General features: G+C 55.1%; 14 protein-coding genes and 1 tRNA gene. 4 read left to right on the forward strand and 11 right to left on the reverse strand.

The window, feature by feature from the left end; genetic code table 11:
• Positions 1-71 precede the first annotated feature (71 nt).
• Together V6936_RS06560 and lexA are read left to right on the forward strand one after the other, a co-directional pair.
• Positions 72-656 carry a GNAT family N-acetyltransferase gene (locus V6936_RS06560; protein WP_240208804.1) on the forward strand — a complete coding sequence of 195 codons (585 nt, stop codon included), beginning with the start codon at positions 72-74 and terminating at the stop codon, positions 654-656.
• Positions 657-737: 81 nt separating this feature from the next.
• A complete protein-coding gene (lexA, locus tag V6936_RS06565) occupies positions 738-1,397 on the forward strand; it encodes a transcriptional repressor LexA (protein WP_003801392.1) in 660 nt (219 codons plus the stop codon).
• Positions 1,398-1,610: 213 nt separating this feature from the next.
• On the opposite strand, the gene lon is transcribed toward lexA, so the two are convergent.
• From lon to tig, 4 genes are all read right to left on the reverse strand, one after another.
• Positions 1,611-4,076, reverse strand: coding sequence for an endopeptidase La (gene lon, locus V6936_RS06570; RefSeq protein WP_003801394.1), 2,466 nt, complete (start codon positions 4,074-4,076; stop codon positions 1,611-1,613).
• A 264-nt stretch (positions 4,077-4,340) separates the two neighbouring features.
• Positions 4,341-5,642: an ATP-dependent Clp protease ATP-binding subunit ClpX gene (clpX, locus tag V6936_RS06575; RefSeq protein WP_039943329.1), complete on the reverse strand. Its 1,302-nt coding sequence runs from the start codon at positions 5,640-5,642 to the stop codon at positions 4,341-4,343.
• A gap of 100 nt (positions 5,643-5,742) precedes the next feature.
• The gene (clpP, locus tag V6936_RS06580) at positions 5,743-6,396 is read right to left on the reverse strand and encodes an ATP-dependent Clp endopeptidase proteolytic subunit ClpP (protein ID WP_039943264.1); all 654 of its coding nucleotides are present in this window, start codon (positions 6,394-6,396) and stop codon (positions 5,743-5,745) included.
• Positions 6,397-7,707, reverse strand: coding sequence for a trigger factor (tig, locus tag V6936_RS06585; protein ID WP_059317756.1), 1,311 nt, complete (start codon positions 7,705-7,707; stop codon positions 6,397-6,399). It lies immediately after the preceding gene.
• Between the two features lie 173 nt (positions 7,708-7,880).
• Between tig and V6936_RS06590 the strand changes: the two genes are divergently transcribed.
• Positions 7,881-9,092: a CaiB/BaiF CoA transferase family protein gene (locus tag V6936_RS06590; RefSeq protein WP_336579615.1), complete on the forward strand. Its 1,212-nt coding sequence runs from the start codon at positions 7,881-7,883 to the stop codon at positions 9,090-9,092.
• Positions 9,093-9,290: 198 nt separating this feature from the next.
• On the opposite strand, the gene V6936_RS06595 is transcribed toward V6936_RS06590, so the two are convergent.
• The 5 genes from V6936_RS06595 to V6936_RS06615 form a co-directional block, all read right to left on the reverse strand.
• Positions 9,291-9,375 (reverse strand) — tRNA-Leu (locus V6936_RS06595).
• Positions 9,376-9,559: 184 nt separating this feature from the next.
• Positions 9,560-10,618 carry a DUF1176 domain-containing protein gene (locus V6936_RS06600; protein ID WP_301607206.1) on the reverse strand — a complete coding sequence of 353 codons (1,059 nt, stop codon included), beginning with the start codon at positions 10,616-10,618 and terminating at the stop codon, positions 9,560-9,562.
• Positions 10,619-12,310: 1,692 nt separating this feature from the next.
• Positions 12,311-12,847 carry an AmiS/UreI family transporter gene (locus V6936_RS06605; RefSeq protein ID WP_219235947.1) on the reverse strand — a complete coding sequence of 179 codons (537 nt, stop codon included), beginning with the start codon at positions 12,845-12,847 and terminating at the stop codon, positions 12,311-12,313.
• A 167-nt stretch (positions 12,848-13,014) separates the two neighbouring features.
• Positions 13,015-13,980 carry a bile acid:sodium symporter gene (locus V6936_RS06610; RefSeq protein ID WP_201024838.1) on the reverse strand — a complete coding sequence of 322 codons (966 nt, stop codon included), beginning with the start codon at positions 13,978-13,980 and terminating at the stop codon, positions 13,015-13,017.
• A gap of 42 nt (positions 13,981-14,022) precedes the next feature.
• Positions 14,023-14,265, reverse strand: a complete 243-nt coding sequence (locus V6936_RS06615) for a hypothetical protein (protein WP_003801413.1) — start codon at positions 14,263-14,265, stop codon at positions 14,023-14,025.
• Between the two features lie 132 nt (positions 14,266-14,397).
• Between V6936_RS06615 and V6936_RS06620 the strand changes: the two genes are divergently transcribed.
• On the forward strand, positions 14,398-14,823 hold the full coding sequence (locus V6936_RS06620) for a hypothetical protein (RefSeq protein ID WP_003801415.1): 426 nt from the start codon (positions 14,398-14,400) through the stop codon (positions 14,821-14,823).
• A gap of 33 nt (positions 14,824-14,856) precedes the next feature.
• On the opposite strand, the gene V6936_RS06625 is transcribed toward V6936_RS06620, so the two are convergent.
• Together V6936_RS06625 and V6936_RS06630 are read right to left on the reverse strand one after the other, a co-directional pair.
• Positions 14,857-15,765 carry a DNA/RNA non-specific endonuclease gene (locus V6936_RS06625; protein ID WP_003801417.1) on the reverse strand — a complete coding sequence of 303 codons (909 nt, stop codon included), beginning with the start codon at positions 15,763-15,765 and terminating at the stop codon, positions 14,857-14,859.
• A gap of 202 nt (positions 15,766-15,967) precedes the next feature.
• Positions 15,968-16,366 carry a DUF1090 domain-containing protein gene (locus V6936_RS06630; RefSeq protein ID WP_003801420.1) on the reverse strand — a complete coding sequence of 133 codons (399 nt, stop codon included), beginning with the start codon at positions 16,364-16,366 and terminating at the stop codon, positions 15,968-15,970.
• Positions 16,367-16,440 lie beyond the last annotated feature (74 nt).

Raw genomic sequence — 16,440 nt, forward strand, 5'->3', positions numbered from 1 at the left:
CCGGCCTTAGCCCTACCCACCAACGCCCTTCTCCGGAAGGGCGTTGTTGTTACAGCCCTTGGAAAACACTCATGACCGACGCGATTTCCCTACATACCGACCGCCTGCTTCTCCGCCCTTGGAACGCCACCGATCTGGAGCCCTTTCACCGTTTGAACCGTGATCCGCATGCACTACGCTTTTATCCCGCAACGCTGGATCGTGCTCAAAGTGATGCCATCGCTCAGCGAAGCCAAAGTCTGATCGAAGAACACGGCTGGGGCCCTTGGGCAGTAGAACTGAACGAAACCGGCGCATTCATCGGCATGGTGGGCTTGAACCGCCCCACGGCCGACCTGTATTTTCAACCTTGCGTAGAACTGGTCTGGCGCCTGTTACCCGAGTACTGGGGCAAGGGGTTTGCGACGGAAGCGGCTCGCGCCTGCCTAGCCTTTGCTTTCAAAGAACTGGAGCTGGAGCAGATCGTTGCTTACACCGCGCAACTGAACCTCCCTTCGCAAACCGTTATGCAACGTCTGGGCATGACGGAGCAGCCGGGCACCTTCGATCATCCCGGCGTCCCTGCCGGCCACAAACTTGTGCCGCATGTTCTGTATACACTGGACCGCAAGGATTGGAACCCGCCCGCTTCGGTGCCACCAAAGGCCAAAAGTTAAGTCTTTACGGCCTGAGCCGCTTGCCAAAACACGAACGGTAACGCACAATCTTTACTGTATATATATTCAGCAGACAATACTATGACCGCCAAGCTCACTGCACGCCAACAACAAGTGCTGGACATCATCCGTTCCGAGATCGAACGGACCGGTTTCCCTCCCACTCGAGCCGAGATCGCTCAGGTGCTGGGCTTTAAGTCCGCCAATGCAGCCGAAGATCATTTGAAGGCTCTGGCCCGTAAAGGCGCTATCGAGCTGACGGCCGGCGCTTCGCGCGGCATACGACTGCTCGGCACGGACACCCGCGACAGTACGCCTAGCAGCAACAACGTACTGGCCAATTTGGCCGATGCACTTTTGCTGCCGATCATTGGTCGCGTTGCCGCCGGCAGTCCTATTCTGGCCACCGAGCATATCGAGCGCGAAATTGGCGTTGCCCCCACCCTTTTCTCTCAAACGCCCGACTATCTGCTGCGTGTACGTGGCCTGAGCATGAAAGACGCCGGTATTTTCGATGGGGACCTGCTGGCAGTCAAAAAAACCACCGAGGCACGTAATGGTCAGATTGTGGTGGTTCGCATTGGGGATGATGTCACGGTCAAGCGCCTGTCACGCTCCAGCAATCAGGTAATCCTCTTGCCCGAAAACCCGGACTTTGAGCCGATTGTCGTCACCGATCCCGACTCCCTGTCCCTGGAAGGCATTGCTGTCGGTCTCATTCGCACCAACCCGCTCCATTAAGCCCCTGTCCTGGCCCAGGTTCCGGGCGACATACACAGACCAAGCTCAAAACCCCATACCCCATTGTGGACTATGGGGTTTTTTACGGCTTGCCCCTACCAGGCACGACAAGCGCAGGAATGACTCAGCCCCGCCTGGGTAGCACTCCCAACATGCAAACAGGCTACCTTGAACCCAAGGTAGCCTGTTTTTGGTACTGCGAGAAAGAACGGCTTAGTGCTTGAATGACTCGGAGCCAGCACCAGCAGCACGAGAGGCCGCCAGGGCTTCAGCAGCCAAACGAGCCACTTCCTCGTCGCTCAAGGGCGTGACGGGATCTTGCAGCGCTACTTCCAATACGCGATCAATCCAACGCACCGGAATGATCTCAAGCGTGTTTTTCACGTTATCGGGAATATCCGCCAAGTCCTTGACGTTTTCCTCCGGGATCATCACGGTTTTGATACCGCCGCGTTGCGCTGCCAACAGCTTCTCTTTCAAGCCACCGATAGGCAGAACTTCGCCGCGCAAGGTGATTTCACCCGTCATGGCCACGTCGGCACGAACCGGAATACCCGTCAGGCTGGATACGATAGCGGTCGTGATGGCGATACCGGCCGATGGACCATCCTTGGGCGTCGCGCCCTCTGGAAAGTGTACGTGCAGATCACGCTTCTCAAACACCGTATTGGGGATACCCCACTTCTGAGCACGGGATCGCACAACCGTACGGGCCGCTTCGACCGACTCTTTCATCACGTCACCGATCGAACCGGTACGCAGCACATTGCCTTTACCGGGCATATCGGCGACTTCGATGGTCAGCAAATCGCCACCCACCTCGGTCCAGGCCAGACCAGTCACCTGACCAATCTTGTTCTCTTTCTCGGCCAGGCCGAAGGAGAAACGACGCACGCCCAGGTATTCGCTCAGGTTCTCCGAGTTAACCACCAGGGTTTCCTGCGTCAAAACCTTGTGACGGGACGCTCGTGTGCCAGCCTGAGGATTGGCTACCAGCAATTTGCGAACCACCTTGCGGCAGATTTTGCTGATTTCCCGCTCCAGCGAACGGACACCCGCTTCCCGCGTGTAGTAGCGTACGATGTCGCGCACGGCATCTTCCGTCACCTCGAGTTCGCCTTCGCGTACGCCGTTGTTTTTCATCAGCTTGGGCAGAAGGTAATCGAAGGCAATCCGCACCTTTTCGTCTTCGGTGTAACCCGACAGACGAATCACTTCCATACGGTCCAGCAGGGCCGGTGGAATATTCAAGGTGTTGCTGGTTGCCACAAACATCACATCGGACAGGTCGTAGTCCACTTCCAGGTAGTGATCCTGGAAGGTGTGGTTTTGTTCAGGGTCCAGAACCTCCAGCAATGCCGAGGATGGATCACCACGGAAATCCGCACCCATCTTGTCGATCTCGTCCAACAGGAACAGCGGGTTGCGTACACCCACCTTGCTCATGTTCTGAACCACCTTGCCGGGCATGGAGCCGATGTACGTACGGCGGTGACCACGAATCTCGGCCTCGTCACGCACCCCACCCAAAGCCATGCGAATGAACTTGCGGTTCGTGGCCTTGGCTATCGACTGACCCAAAGAGGTTTTACCCACACCCGGAGGGCCAACCAGACACAGGATAGGTGCCTTGAGCTTGTCCACGCGCTGTTGCACTGCCAGGTACTCGACAATCCGTTCCTTGACCTTCTCCAGGCCAAAGTGATCCGCATCCAACACATCCTGGGCATTGCTCAAGGAGTTATTGATACGGCTCTTTTTACGCCACGGCAAGCCGACCAGCGTTTCAATGTAGTTGCGCACCACCGTAGCTTCGGCTGACATCGGCGACATCAGCTTGAGCTTCTTCATTTCGGATTCGGCTTTCTTAAGCGCCTCTTTGCTCAGTTGGGCCTGTTCGATGCGTTTTTCCAGCTCTTCAACATCCGCACCGTCCTCGCCTTCGCCCAACTCTTTCTGAATGGCCTTGACCTGCTCATTCAGATAGTAATCACGCTGGCTCTTTTCCATCTGCTTTTTCACACGGCCGCGAATACGCTTCTCGACCTGCAAGATGTCAATTTCGCCTTCCAACTGAGACAACAAGCCTTCCAGACGCTCCATAGCCTTGGGCGTTTCCAGCATGCCTTGCTTTTGCTCTAACTTCAAAGGCAAGTGAGCAGCAATGGTATCGGCCAGACGACCGGCGTCATCAATCCCCGTCAGAGAAGTGAGAATCTCCTGAGGAATTTTCTTGTTCAATTTGACGTATTGCTCGAACTGGCTCAGCACAGCACGGCGCAGCGCTTCGGTTTCAGCCGCATCACCGGCATCACCGGGCACCTCGACCACGGAGGCCATGAAGTGGGTTTCCGCATCCTGGACCTGCGTGATGCGAGCGCGCTGCAAACCCTCGACCAGCACCTTAACCGTGCCATCGGGCAGCTTGAGCATTTGCAAAATACTGGCAGCACACGCAATTTCGTAGAGATCCTCGGGAGCAGGATCGTCCTTGCCCGCGGACTTTTGCGCCACCAGCATAATATTGTTGCCGGACTCCATCGCCAGCTCAAGAGCTTTAATCGAGCGAGGCCGGCCCACAAAAAGCGGAATCACCATGTGAGGGAACACCACTACATCGCGCAAAGGAAGCAGCGGCAGCTCAATAGGTTCCGTAGAAAGAATCTGGCTCGCAGACATAGTCATTTCCTATAAATGTCCTTAGACGCAAAAGGGAAGCCTGGGCTTCCCTTTCACGGTTTAACCTGTTGTAGCTCAGATTGTGGCAAATTTTGATATTTCAAGTAGGCCGAACGAACATGAGAACAGAACTTTACAAAGTTAAAGAAAGGCCAACGTTTACGCCCGTAGGTTTCTCACCCCTTTCTTAATCCTTGCCTGCCGCCCTGTCTTGCCTGCGCGCCTCTGACCGAAGCCAGAGCGAGCACCAGCAAGCAAATATCTCTAAGCTACTGCGTTTTTCAAGGGCGACTCAGTGTCACTGGCTTCACTATCGGACAAAGGACGACCCAAAATCAATTCGGGTTTACTCTTTCCAAGAACCGCATCTTCGGTCAGCACCACTTTGCTGACGTCCTTGCGCGAGGGCAACTCGTACATGGTATCAAGCAGGGCCTGCTCGACAATACTGCGCAGACCGCGAGCGCCGGTGCGACGTTTGATGGCCCGCTGAGCAACGGCGCGCAGGGCTTCGGGCTGAACTTCCAGCTCCACCCCTTCCATGTTCAGCAATTTCTGGAATTGCTTGACCAGCGCATTGCGAGGCTCGGTCAGGATGCGGATCAACGCATCTTCATGCAACTCTTCCAGCGTGGCTACCACTGGCAACCGGCCCACCAGCTCGGGAATCAGACCAAACTTGATCAGATCCTCGGGTTCGGCTTCGGAGAACAATTCGCCAACGCCGCGCTCAGACTTGGCTTTCACCGAAGCAGCAAAGCCAATGCCAGATTTTTCCGTACGGTCTCGGATCACCTTTTCCAGACCGTCAAAGGCACCACCCACAATGAACAGAATGCTCGTGGTATCCACTTGCACAAAGTCCTGATTCGGATGTTTGCGGCCACCTTGCGGGGGCACAGACGCCACCGTACCTTCAATCAGCTTGAGCAGTGCCTGTTGCACGCCCTCGCCCGAGACGTCGCGGGTGATCGAAGGGTTATCCGACTTGCGGGAAATCTTGTCGATTTCGTCGATGTAGATAATGGCGCGCTGCGCTTTTTCCACATCGTAATCGCAGTTTTGCAGCAGTTTTTGAACGATGTTCTCAACGTCCTCGCCCACGTAGCCGGCCTCGGTCAGCGTCGTGGCGTCGGCCATCACAAAAGGCACATCCAGCATGCGGGCCAGTGTCTGGGCCAGCAGCGTTTTGCCCGAACCCGTTGGCCCGATCAGCAAGATATTGCTTTTGGACAGCTCTACATCGTCACGGCTTGCCTTGCCGCTACGAATTCGTTTGTAGTGGTTGTACACCGCTACGGCCAAGGTGCGCTTGGGCATCTCCTGGCCAATCACATACCCGTCCAGAAATTCCTTGATTTCCCGGGGAGTAGGCAATTCCTTGCGTTCACCATCAGGAGTGGCGCCCGCCGCTTCGTCACGAATGATATCGGTACACAGATCAATACATTCGTCGCAGATAAACACGGACGAAGGCCCAGCGATCAGTTTTTTGACCTCATGCTGGCTTTTGTTGCAAAACGAGCAATGCAGAACTTTCTCGTCGGCCGATTTCTTTTCGGACATAAATTTAAATTTCACTTCAGGATGGTAAAAGGACGGGAACAAGTCCCGCCCCCGAACAGCCATAGTACTGCTTCAGACCGCCCCTCGCAGGGGAAGGTGATTACTCGTCACGAGTACTCATCACCTTGTCGATCAGGCCATAGGCCACAGCGTCTTCAGCTGCCATGAAGTTGTCACGCTCGGTATCCAGCTCGATACGCTCGACAGGCTGACCGCAGTTCTCGGCCAGGATCTTGTTCAAACGCTCGCGCAGGCTCAGAATTTCCTTGGCCTGAATCTGGATATCGGAAGCCTGCCCCCGCGCACCGCCCGAGGGCTGATGAATCATGATGCGCGAGTTGGGCAAGGCAAGGCGCTTGCCCTTGACGCCCGAAGACAGCAAGAACGCACCCATGCTGGCAGCCATGCCGGTACACAATGTCGAGACTTCCGGCTTGACGAACTGCATCGTGTCGTAGATGGCCAGGCCTGCATAGACCGAGCCACCGGGCGAATTGATGTAGAGCGAAATATCCTTCTCAGGATTTTCCGACTCCAGAAACAGCAGCTGGGCCACGATCAGATTGGCCGAGTTGTCATGAACCGGGCCCACCAGAAAAATGATGCGCTCGCGCAGCAGGCGGGAGTAGATATCGTAAGAACGCTCTCCCCGACCAGACTGCTCGATCACGATAGGCACATAGCCCAAACCCGTAGGGGCAACGGAGTGCCCCCCATGCATTGAGGCGTAGAAGTCGACAAAGGTTGACGACATTTAGTTGGTTCCCATGATTTGGTCGAACGCCACCTCCTCGTCGGTCACCTTGGCCTGGGACAGTACGTGCTCGACGACATTGTCTTCGAGTACCACTGCCTCAATCTCGGCGCGACGCTGGCGATCGGACAAGTAGTAGGCCACCACTTGGGCGGGCTGTTCGTAGTTCTGGGCAAATTCTTCGATGCGGGCGCGAACCTGCTCTGGCTTGGCTTGCAATTCAGCGGCCTTGACCAGTTCGGAGACCAGCAGACCCAAACGCACACGGCGAGTGGATTCTTCCTGGAACGCCTCGGCCGGAATAGGCATCTTGTCGGCATCAGGCACGCCACGGTCTTTCAGTTCAGCGCGAGCCGAAGCAATACGACCTTGCACGTCGTTGTCCACCAAGGCCTTGGGGACCTCGAAATCGCTGGCAGACAACAATGCATCCATCACAGCAGACTTGTTGCGAGCGTGGACACGAGCCTTGATCTCGCGCTCAATGTTGGCACGGATATCAGCCAACAGGGCCTCGACATCGCCTTCAGCCTGACCCAGGGATTTGGCAAATTCAGCATCCAGCTCGGGCAGAACAGGCTGGGCCACGTCTGTCACGGTGATCTTGAATTCGGCTGTTTTGCCAGCCACTTCCTTGCCGGTGTAATCGGCAGGGAATTCCAGGGGGAATGTTTTGGTTTCGCCTGCTTTCATACCGGCAACAGCCGTTTCGAACTCAGGCAGCATGCGGCCACGACCTTGCAGGTACTGGAACCCTTCAGCGCTACCGCCCTCAAAGGCGACGCCGTCGATGGTGCCCACAAAGTCCAGCGTGATACGGTCATCTTCCTGAGCCGCGCGATCAGCACTGGATTCGTAGTTGGCACGTTGCTTGCGCAGCACGTCTACGGTGCGCTGGATGTCTTCGTCGGTCACAGGCGTGTTGGCACGCTTGATTTCCAGCTTGGACAAATCAGGCAAGCTCACTTCAGGATAGACTTCGAACGTGGCGGTAAAGGCCATGGTGCCTTCAGGCACGTCGCCTTCTTTGGCTTCCAGATTGGGCGTGCCAGCAACACGCAGTTTGGAGTCCTGGATCACTTTGTCCAGAGCTTTGCCGATTTCTTCGTTGATGGCGTCGTAACGGATACCAGGGCCGTGGCTGCGCTCGACAACGGACAAAGGCGCTTTACCGGGACGGAAGCCCTGTACCTTGGCCGTACGAGCCACACGCTTGAGCTGGGCCTGGACTTGTTTTTCTACGTCGGCCACCGAAACGACCACATCGACTCGGCGCTCCAAGCCGGACAGAATTTCAACCTCGGGCTGCATTGAAGACCTATATTAAATTGAGTAATTGATAAGAGTAATCCGGCATTTTACCGGAAACTGGCACGGTAAATCCAAACAAACGTATTTTGAATCATAATTTCCTGTCAAGACAATACAGCCGTGCCGGACTATCATCCCTTACTTTACCTTCCCGACGCAAGACTGACATGCACATGAACACCCCTTTAGGCGGCATCCGGGTCCTGGAACTGGGCCAATTGATCGCCGGCCCCTTTGCCGCCAAGATCCTGGGCGAATTTGGCGCGGACGTTATCAAGATCGAATCCCCTAAAGGCGGCGACCCCTTGCGTAAATGGCGTTTGCTGCATGACGGTAACTCGGTCTGGTGGGAGGTGCAATCTCGTAACAAGAAGTCGCTGGCTCTGGACCTTCGTCAAGCTGCATGCCAGGACGTGGTGCGCGCCCTGGTCAAGGAATGCGACATCCTCATCGAGAATTTTCGTCCTGGCGCCCTGGAGGAATGGGGGCTGGGCTGGGAAGACCTCAAGGCAATCAATCCCGGCCTGATCATGTTGCGGGTCTCGGGTTATGGACAGACCGGCCCTTACAAGGACAAGCCTGGCTTTGGCGTCATCGGTGAGGCCATGGGCGGCTTGCGCCACCTGAGCGGCGAGGCCGGGCGCCCGCCCGTGCGTGTCGGCGTGTCGATTGGCGACTCGCTGGCCGCTTTGCACGGCGTCATCGGCATCATGATGGCTCTGCGGCAACGTGAACAAAACGGAGGCGTCGGCCAGTATATCGATGTCGCCCTCTACGAAGCCGTTTTCAACATGATGGAAAGCCTGCTACCGGAATACGCTGCGTTTGGCGCCATACGTGAACCAGCCGGCAGCAGCTTGCCGGGCATCACGCCCAGCAATGCCTATGTATGCAAAGATGGTAAATATGCCTTGATCGCGGGCAACGGCGACAGTATCTTCAAACGCCTGATGGTCGCAATTGGCCGTGCCGACATGGCCGACAACCCGGACTACGCCCATAACGATGGGAGTGCCAGGAGCGCAGGTGTGATTGATGCGGCCATCGGCCACTGGGCCAGCGCCCTGGAACTGGACAAGGTGCTGGAAATTCTGGATCAGGCAGGCGTTCCAGCCGGTCGTGTTTACGACATTGCCGACATAGCGGCCGACCCGCACTATCAGGCACGCGACATGTTGCTCGACAGCCAACTGCCCGATGGCACACCGTTGAAAGTCCCTGGCATCGTCCCCAAGCTGAGCGAGACGCCCGGCGGCCTATACCGCCCCGCCCCCCGTCTGGGCCAGGACACGGAAGACATCTTGAACAGCCTAGGCATCAGCGCCGAACAGCAGGCTGATTGGCAGGCACGTGGCCTGATCGCCAAGAGTCCTAAACGTCACTGAATGGGGTGATACGCAATAGGCTGCCGCAGAAGGTAGCCTCCCGAGCAAATCGACCCACCACCGCAAATAAACTCTGTGCACTAGGGCCAGACGCTGGAAAGCGTGAAAGCAGTCTGTCAAAAGCCAGACAATAAGAAGAAAAAACGAAACCGTTGACGTATTTAAAATTGATTTTGTAAAACAACGGCTTTCGTTTGATGGTGCGAACGGAGAGACTCGAACTCTCACACCTCTCGGCGCCAGAACCTAAATCTGGTGCGTCTACCAATTCCGCCACGTTCGCAACACGAAAGACGTAGATTCTATCGTGGATTTTCACCCTAGGCAAGTGCCTGAACTGGCAAAAAAAGATCAGGGCCCGCCTGGAACGCGCCCTGATTCGGTGACCGTATAGGCGCTTGCACCGGCCCCTTGGGCCGGCACGCCCAAGGATGCCCTGCAAACGGCGTCCGTGGCCGGTTTGTTCCCTAGGGTCCGACCACTTCGCTGACATAGACCGGGATATCCCAGGCTCCTCCTGCCCGAATCAGGGCACAACGCCCCGTATCACCACGTTCACTTTCTACAAAGCGGCTGCCATCCCAGACCGATGTTTCATAGCTCCAGCAATCCCCCAACCCGCGGCCTTTCATCGCAGAGGAGATAAGACCATTGTCGTACCCGGTAGCACTGTCACTCACCAACACGGGAGCCGACTGCATGGTATTACTGACAAGAAAATAGGCGTCCCCCGCGTTATAAGCCGCCAGCCAGCACGGTGCGGCAACGAGGGAAAACTGCGGATCAAGTCGTGCGATTTCCCAAGGTTCGGACAGTCTGTCATCACTACAGGACTGCTCGGCATCGGCTGCCAGCGCCTGCAACAGCACTGGCCGAATCAAGGCGTCCTCTTGCTGATTCATGGGACGAAGGTTCTTATCGATAACCGGGGCACGAGTAATACGAGGGGCGTCAAGGGGGAGCTTCACCGTCGACTCACTCGCCTTTCCCTGACGTAAAATCGCCCCTGGCGTATTCACGCGCCCTTGCACATCATCCATTTTCAGCAAGACCGCACTTGAACCTGCCCCTGAGAACAAATAGGTTCGGTCATCCCGGCGGAAAGACAGAGCATCGTCTTTTTTCAAGGCCGCCAGAAAGCGAGTGAACTGATCCTCGCTCATTTGCCATGATTCATCGCCCGCCGAGCTTAATCGGCCTGCAGTACGACCTGCGATAAACAGTTCTGGCGCCGCACCTGTCTGCTGCTGAGCATCGTCATAGTGCGCAAGCATCACCTTGTTGACAACCGGCTCCCCCCTGCCTGCCTTACGAGTTAACAGCACGGTTGAACCTGGCTCCTCACTCTCAGGTGCGTAACCGGCGGCACGACAAGTCAGGGTGTTATCACAGCTCAGATCCCAATCCTTATGAGAAAAGGTGACTGACACATCCTTGGCAGCCGCACTACTCATCGCCAACACGAGGGACACTGCCAGCATGCGCACTGAAAAAAGCACGTTGTCATCTTGTTTTGCCCTACTCATTTCCGCTACTCCCCAAAAATTTCTTTCAGCTCAATTCACGTACCGGCATTTTATCCACACGGCGGGCACAATTTACCTAGCGAATTTGTGCGGTAGTCGTCCGTGCGCGCAACGCTCTACCTATGCCTTGCGAAGGAGGAAACGGGCGAAAACACCGTTGAATACGAAGCGCCGGCCCTAAGGCTACAAGACTCGAAAGTTTGCTTCTGGAATCACTCGTCAGCGGTCACGAGTGTCGATCATGCTTTCCCGGGAAGTCACTGGGCCAGCGCATCGGTTTCGGGCCGGGAACGGGCTCCGGAGCCGGGGTGGGCTTAGGGTCCGGATTAGGGGTGGGGTTTGGCTGAGGGTTGCTTGGCATATCTCGTTTTCCTATACGCCTAAATAAGAATTAAAACTATTATTGAAATACCATATCAGCTAGCATCTATCGCCCATAAATGACATTGACTCCTGCTTTGCCACTGCCTGGGGCACTTAGGTAAAAACCCCATCCAGCGAATCAGGTAGAAAGCCACCAAATCATAGATTACTGTCGGCAACGATATATAGCCAGCCCCTACTGCGCCTATTCCCGAAGATACTGATATACAGCGACCTAGTTACCGTATAGAAAACAACAAAAAAACAAACACCCCAAGCTATCAGCCACCATACTTTTGAGTTAAAAATCGATCACCAGAAAAACCTCTATCCCTTGATTGCAAGTACCATCTTCATTCCGCTTCTTTCTTGACATAAAGCACAAAAACTCCGCCGTCTTTTATTTCAGCATTAAAGCAAATCAGCAGCACTTTTTTTCCATTACCACGCCGTGAATCAACAAAAAGAAAGGCAGCATCCCTCTCCTTTTCTTCATCGTCGTTGTACCTTTTTTTGGATGTTATAAATAAGCCGGTTTTGCTTATAAAGGGCTTGAAAAAGAAAGAGCGGTAGCCAGCCTATTTCCAAAATTGCTAACAGACTATGTTCCCAACGCGTTGCAAGCCTCATCATGCCTTTCTGCAAGCCCTCTTTCAGCCATTCTTCTTAGCCAAGACCGGTAAACCTTAGCCGCCTCTTTCTCATTCGAAAAAACTGATTTTTGCTTTTATATGCATACACCTGGTTCTCTCAGGGGTAGAGGTCTGACAGGGTTAATTTTCAAATAAGAAAAAACCGCTCAAGGAGAGCGGTTTTTTGCATCTAGCAGAAGCTAATCCTGCCTATCATGTTTACCCGGAAAATCACCAGGCCAACGCATGGGTTTAGGCTCCGGCCTGGGCTGGGGGGCTGGACTGGAAGCGGCTGCATGGTACACGATTCAAACTCCTTCACGGATCAATCAAAAATCGTAAAGCCATATGCCTATTCCACTAAAAAAGTGAAAAATCAATAACCGCATCGGCTTATTACTAGCAAACCCATTCACTTTAGCATCAATTAAAAAAATCATTAACAATTCCCATGTAAATTAGGGAAGTATATTTGTTAATTCCCCACGGCCAACCAAATATTTAGCCGCCTTAATTTACTTTTCATTTTTCCTTAAAAACCCTCTCAGCTGGCCCGCGTCTTAACAGCTTACTCAATGAAAACACGCAAGCACACTGCGCCCCCCGTATCAAGCGATCCTATAAAAAAAGACCGCCATAGCGGTCTTGGGTTTGCAGCCCGAACTGGAGGGGCTCTCTTTTCCCTCCAGCCTGGAGCCTAAATCACACCCCAAAAATACAGCAACGCCGGCAACAGGGCCGTTAGTACCCCTTGCACCGCAGATACCAGGCCAGTCAGCCTGGCAATAGGCTTGTTCAGAACCAGCAGCAAGAAGAACATGAACCAGAGCACAGCCCAGGACAGCCAGCTCACTACCTGCCAGTAGTCAAAAACCTGCTCGGCCACGCGCAAATTAGTCAATGCAGCCGGAACAGCTATACACGCCACCAGCAAGGAGTACCATCCCAGGGCCCGACCATCACTGCCTGTGAAGGCATTCACCCCCACCCAGAAGTAAGTCAAGGCAAACAGGCCCAGATAGACAGCTGACAAAGGGGAATAGGCAGCGCTGTTGGCGGGATTCAGGATGTGGGACATACAGATAAATCCCAGTACAGCGGTGAACAAATTAACGATGGCGGCATCTTTGGCGCTCACCAGTCTTTCCGTGTGGTGGCCTTCAGAGTAGTAGAGACGAACACCATTCACGAACAGGCACAGGCCTGCAAACGCCAGAAAAGCGGCAACTAGCATGTTGAAGTTTTCCCAAGTAGTAAATAGGCGAGCACAGAACAGGCACGCCACAAAAGATTGCACTCGGCACGGAGGCGGAGCAGATCATAGAGCGTAGCTAGCGCATCACCATGTGGGTTTTTTTATAAGCGCTATAAGAAAGAACTGTGCAGGGCTCACAGGCCTGCTCAAGCCTGCGTACCTTCTTGGCGTCGAGTTGCCATACGCACATAGACCAGCTGTGCCAGTAACTCCACCAAGGTTTGGGCCAAAATGATGGCTGGCAGCAAAGGCATGGCGCCGGGAATCGCGAGAACCAACGGCAGGACAACCAGCGAATTACGCGTGGCAGTGCTAAATGCAACGGCACGCCGCATGGGAGCTGCCAGATCCGCCAGCCGCGCCGCCGCCCAGCCAATCATCGGGGCCAGAACCGCAAATAATAGGTAAACCGGTACGATGCGCCCTATCACGTCCAGTGCGGGTTCCAATTGCGGCCAAACAGCGGCCACCACCATAAAAAGCACCGCAGCGGTGGCAGGCACAGGCGCCAAACCCAAACCAAGATGGATCTTCGCCCAAACCGCACGTTTGGCAGCGAGATACTGAGTGGCAGCCGCCAGTAGCAGCGGCATCAGAATCAGAAAGCCGAAGGCGTTCAGAAAGGGTCTGGCCTGAATAGACAACGCCAACTGCTCTCCCAAGGCCAAACGCAGGTAGGCAGGCAACAACAGCATTTGCAGAGCCAGTAATATCGGGGTAGCGGCCAAGAGTGCACGTGCATCAGCCCGGCCCATATGGGCAAAGGTCACCACATAGTCGACACACGGAGCCAGCAAAACCAGCAACACACCCAAGCGCAACAAATCGTGCTCGGGCAGCAGAGGCAACAAGGCAAATACCAGCAGAGGAATCAGAACAAAGTTGGCAATCAGCAAAACAAGCAGAAAGCGCCATTGCGTCAGCGCCTTGCCCAACTGGGCAAGGGGCACCTGCAAAAAGGTGACATACAGCATGAAGCCCAGCGCCGGATTGATCCAGTCCACTAGACTGACCGGCAACACCCAGACCTGGGAAAGACCGGCAGCAAGCACCATCACCCCAAAATAGATGGCAATTTGTCTGCTTTCCAATAGCGCTCGCACCACGCTCACACCCTCGACGTGCAACGCCGGCCGCTCACTGCCACCAAGAAATCACAGGCGGCTTTGACGCAAACGCGCCGCCGACTGACGGTTCAAATCACGGGCCTGGCGTTCGGCGTACTCACTCTCGCCCGCTTCGTACCGACCCTCGTACATGCAGGATTCCCGGTCCCAGGTACATTCGTTAAAGAGTTTTGATACGGGGCCAGCACCGGGCTTGGGCGAAGAACATGCGGCCAGCAAAGCGGCCAAACCCAACACCGCCGCACTTTGAGTTAGTCGTCGAACCATCATTGCGTTTTCCCCACAAAAAATCTTTATTGCATTTACCGCCAATGGAAACAAAAGCCAATCGCGGACAATAGGCACACTGTACCCCGAGGCTCCAAAGCACGTCGATTCTCTTTTTCTGACAATTTGCAATTCATGACTCACGAACAATTTCTGCTTTTAGCCCAAGTCCTGAACATCATGCCAAGCGCTGAGCTGGAAGAGCAGGTCCGCACTCCGAATCAGGCACGCAGCGCAGAGGCGCACAGGATGCTGACCTTGCATCACCGCATCAAGGAGGCTTATGTCATTCACCGACCCACGGCTTTCCGGGTTGTGGTCAGCCATGACGACCTGGACCGGTTTCCCGGGGCGCTGGATCTGAAACCGGACATGCACGTGCAACTGGTTTCCTACACCAGCGAACGCTATATCACGGTTCGTATCACCCAGGCGCCCGCCACCCCAAAAGCTTATTTCCGGGGCGTGGTCAGTGAGCAGAACATCAGCTACACCGTTTTTGAACAAGGTGACAGCGTGTACTTTTCCGAAGATCAGGTCCACGCGGTCCTGAACAAGTAGCACAACCCGACGGCGGCACCCCAAAAACGGTTTTTACTCCGCCCCTTTGAGGCTTAAATCGGGCAGCAGGTGCAAACCGGTACGGCGCACGAACTCTGGATAGCTGATCGGCGGCCCCGCACGGGTAGAGGCTTGGTTAGCCTGCCAATGTACCCAGGCGCGCCCTGTGGTGGCGTCGTAAACCAGCTTGAACAAATGACTGGGCACGGCAACCTGATTGGCCCCGATCGTCCTGGCATTACGCTCAAAAACAGGTCCGGTAAACACATAGACTTGACCTGCCGCACGAGAGACATACTGACGCGTGTCAGCTTCGATCTTGTTCCAGGGTCCCGCGTTATGAATCTGATTTTGCGGCACCATATTGGCCAGCGAAAAGCTTTGAGCCATGCCCTGTTCGGAGGCCATGTCGCCAGCCGGTGCCATATGTCCACGTGAATAGCCCGAGCCCCGATAATCATTCAACTCAGCCCGCTCGGCCCGAGGCAAACGCGCCTCGGCGTAAAACCGGTCGGTGCGTTTGATGCCTTTGGCCGCCTGAATATGCTGTCGATTCAAGCGCTGCGCTACAAACACCGGCGTTTTGGTTTGACCGCTATGCAAGATCGCAAAAGAGCTAAAGCACAGCTCTCTTTGCGTGTAAGCCATCGGCACCACAGGTCGGGCGCCGGGAAAGAACTGTGGACAATGAGCAAAAGAAGTCTGAACATAACCATCTACAGACGCCGGCACGGGAACATGGTCCTGAGCCGTGTAGCCAGGCAAGCCCAGCGACTGCAACCAGGGCTCCACACTTTGCCAGTTCAGCCCCTGGGGATGAAGCCAGGCCGTGGCAATCCCGAAACTGGTCAGAGCGGCGGCCAGGACAGATTTCAAAAAACGAGCCGGACCCGCTCCCCCTGTTTTTTTCCTGCTGCTGCTTTTTCCTATACCGCGACCCATCTTCTTTCTGCTCATACCACTCTTGTTTTATACGTGATCGGCCTACAACATTGTGCCCACCACAGCTGTGATTATAAGCAGTCCTTTCCCATTCCACGGCGCGTAGCCCCACAAGGGGCCCGTGTTCTGCGTTGAACCCCTTGGCGCAGACTATTTGCAGAGGGCACTGACCCCTACCCCCCTTGCCTGCGTCGCCGCTCTTTTACATCGCGCCCAACGCCTGCAATTCGTTCAACTCCTCCTGTAACTGCTCCAGCTCGATCCGGTCGCGCTCAAGTTTCTGCTCGAGCTTCCGAACCTTGTCAGTATCTCCCTTGCGCGTTTGTTGAGCGATTTCCTCCATCCGCTCCTGAATCTCCTCTTGCTGCTCACGGATCGCTTCCTGTGCATCTCGCAGCAGATCTTCGTCCTTGCAATGCTGCTGGACCTGGGTCAAGGCGCGCTCCAAGCCGCGCTGCTTATGCACATTGCCATGCTCTCGGGCATAGTCGATCTGATTCTGAATTTCGGCCGCCCGATACTGACAGGCGGGATTATCCGCCCACACAGGCAAAGCCATGACACTTAGTACGGTGCTCAAGCACGCAGCGGCCATTCTCATCGTTTTTCTCCTGTCAATTTCATCCGCTCAGCGCACGGGCACGACCGTCTTCCGGGTGGGTATCTCCCCACCCT

The organism is Alcaligenes sp. CHO6 (assembly GCF_037120595.1).
Classification (GTDB): domain Bacteria; phylum Pseudomonadota; class Gammaproteobacteria; order Burkholderiales; family Burkholderiaceae_B; genus Alcaligenes; species Alcaligenes ammonioxydans.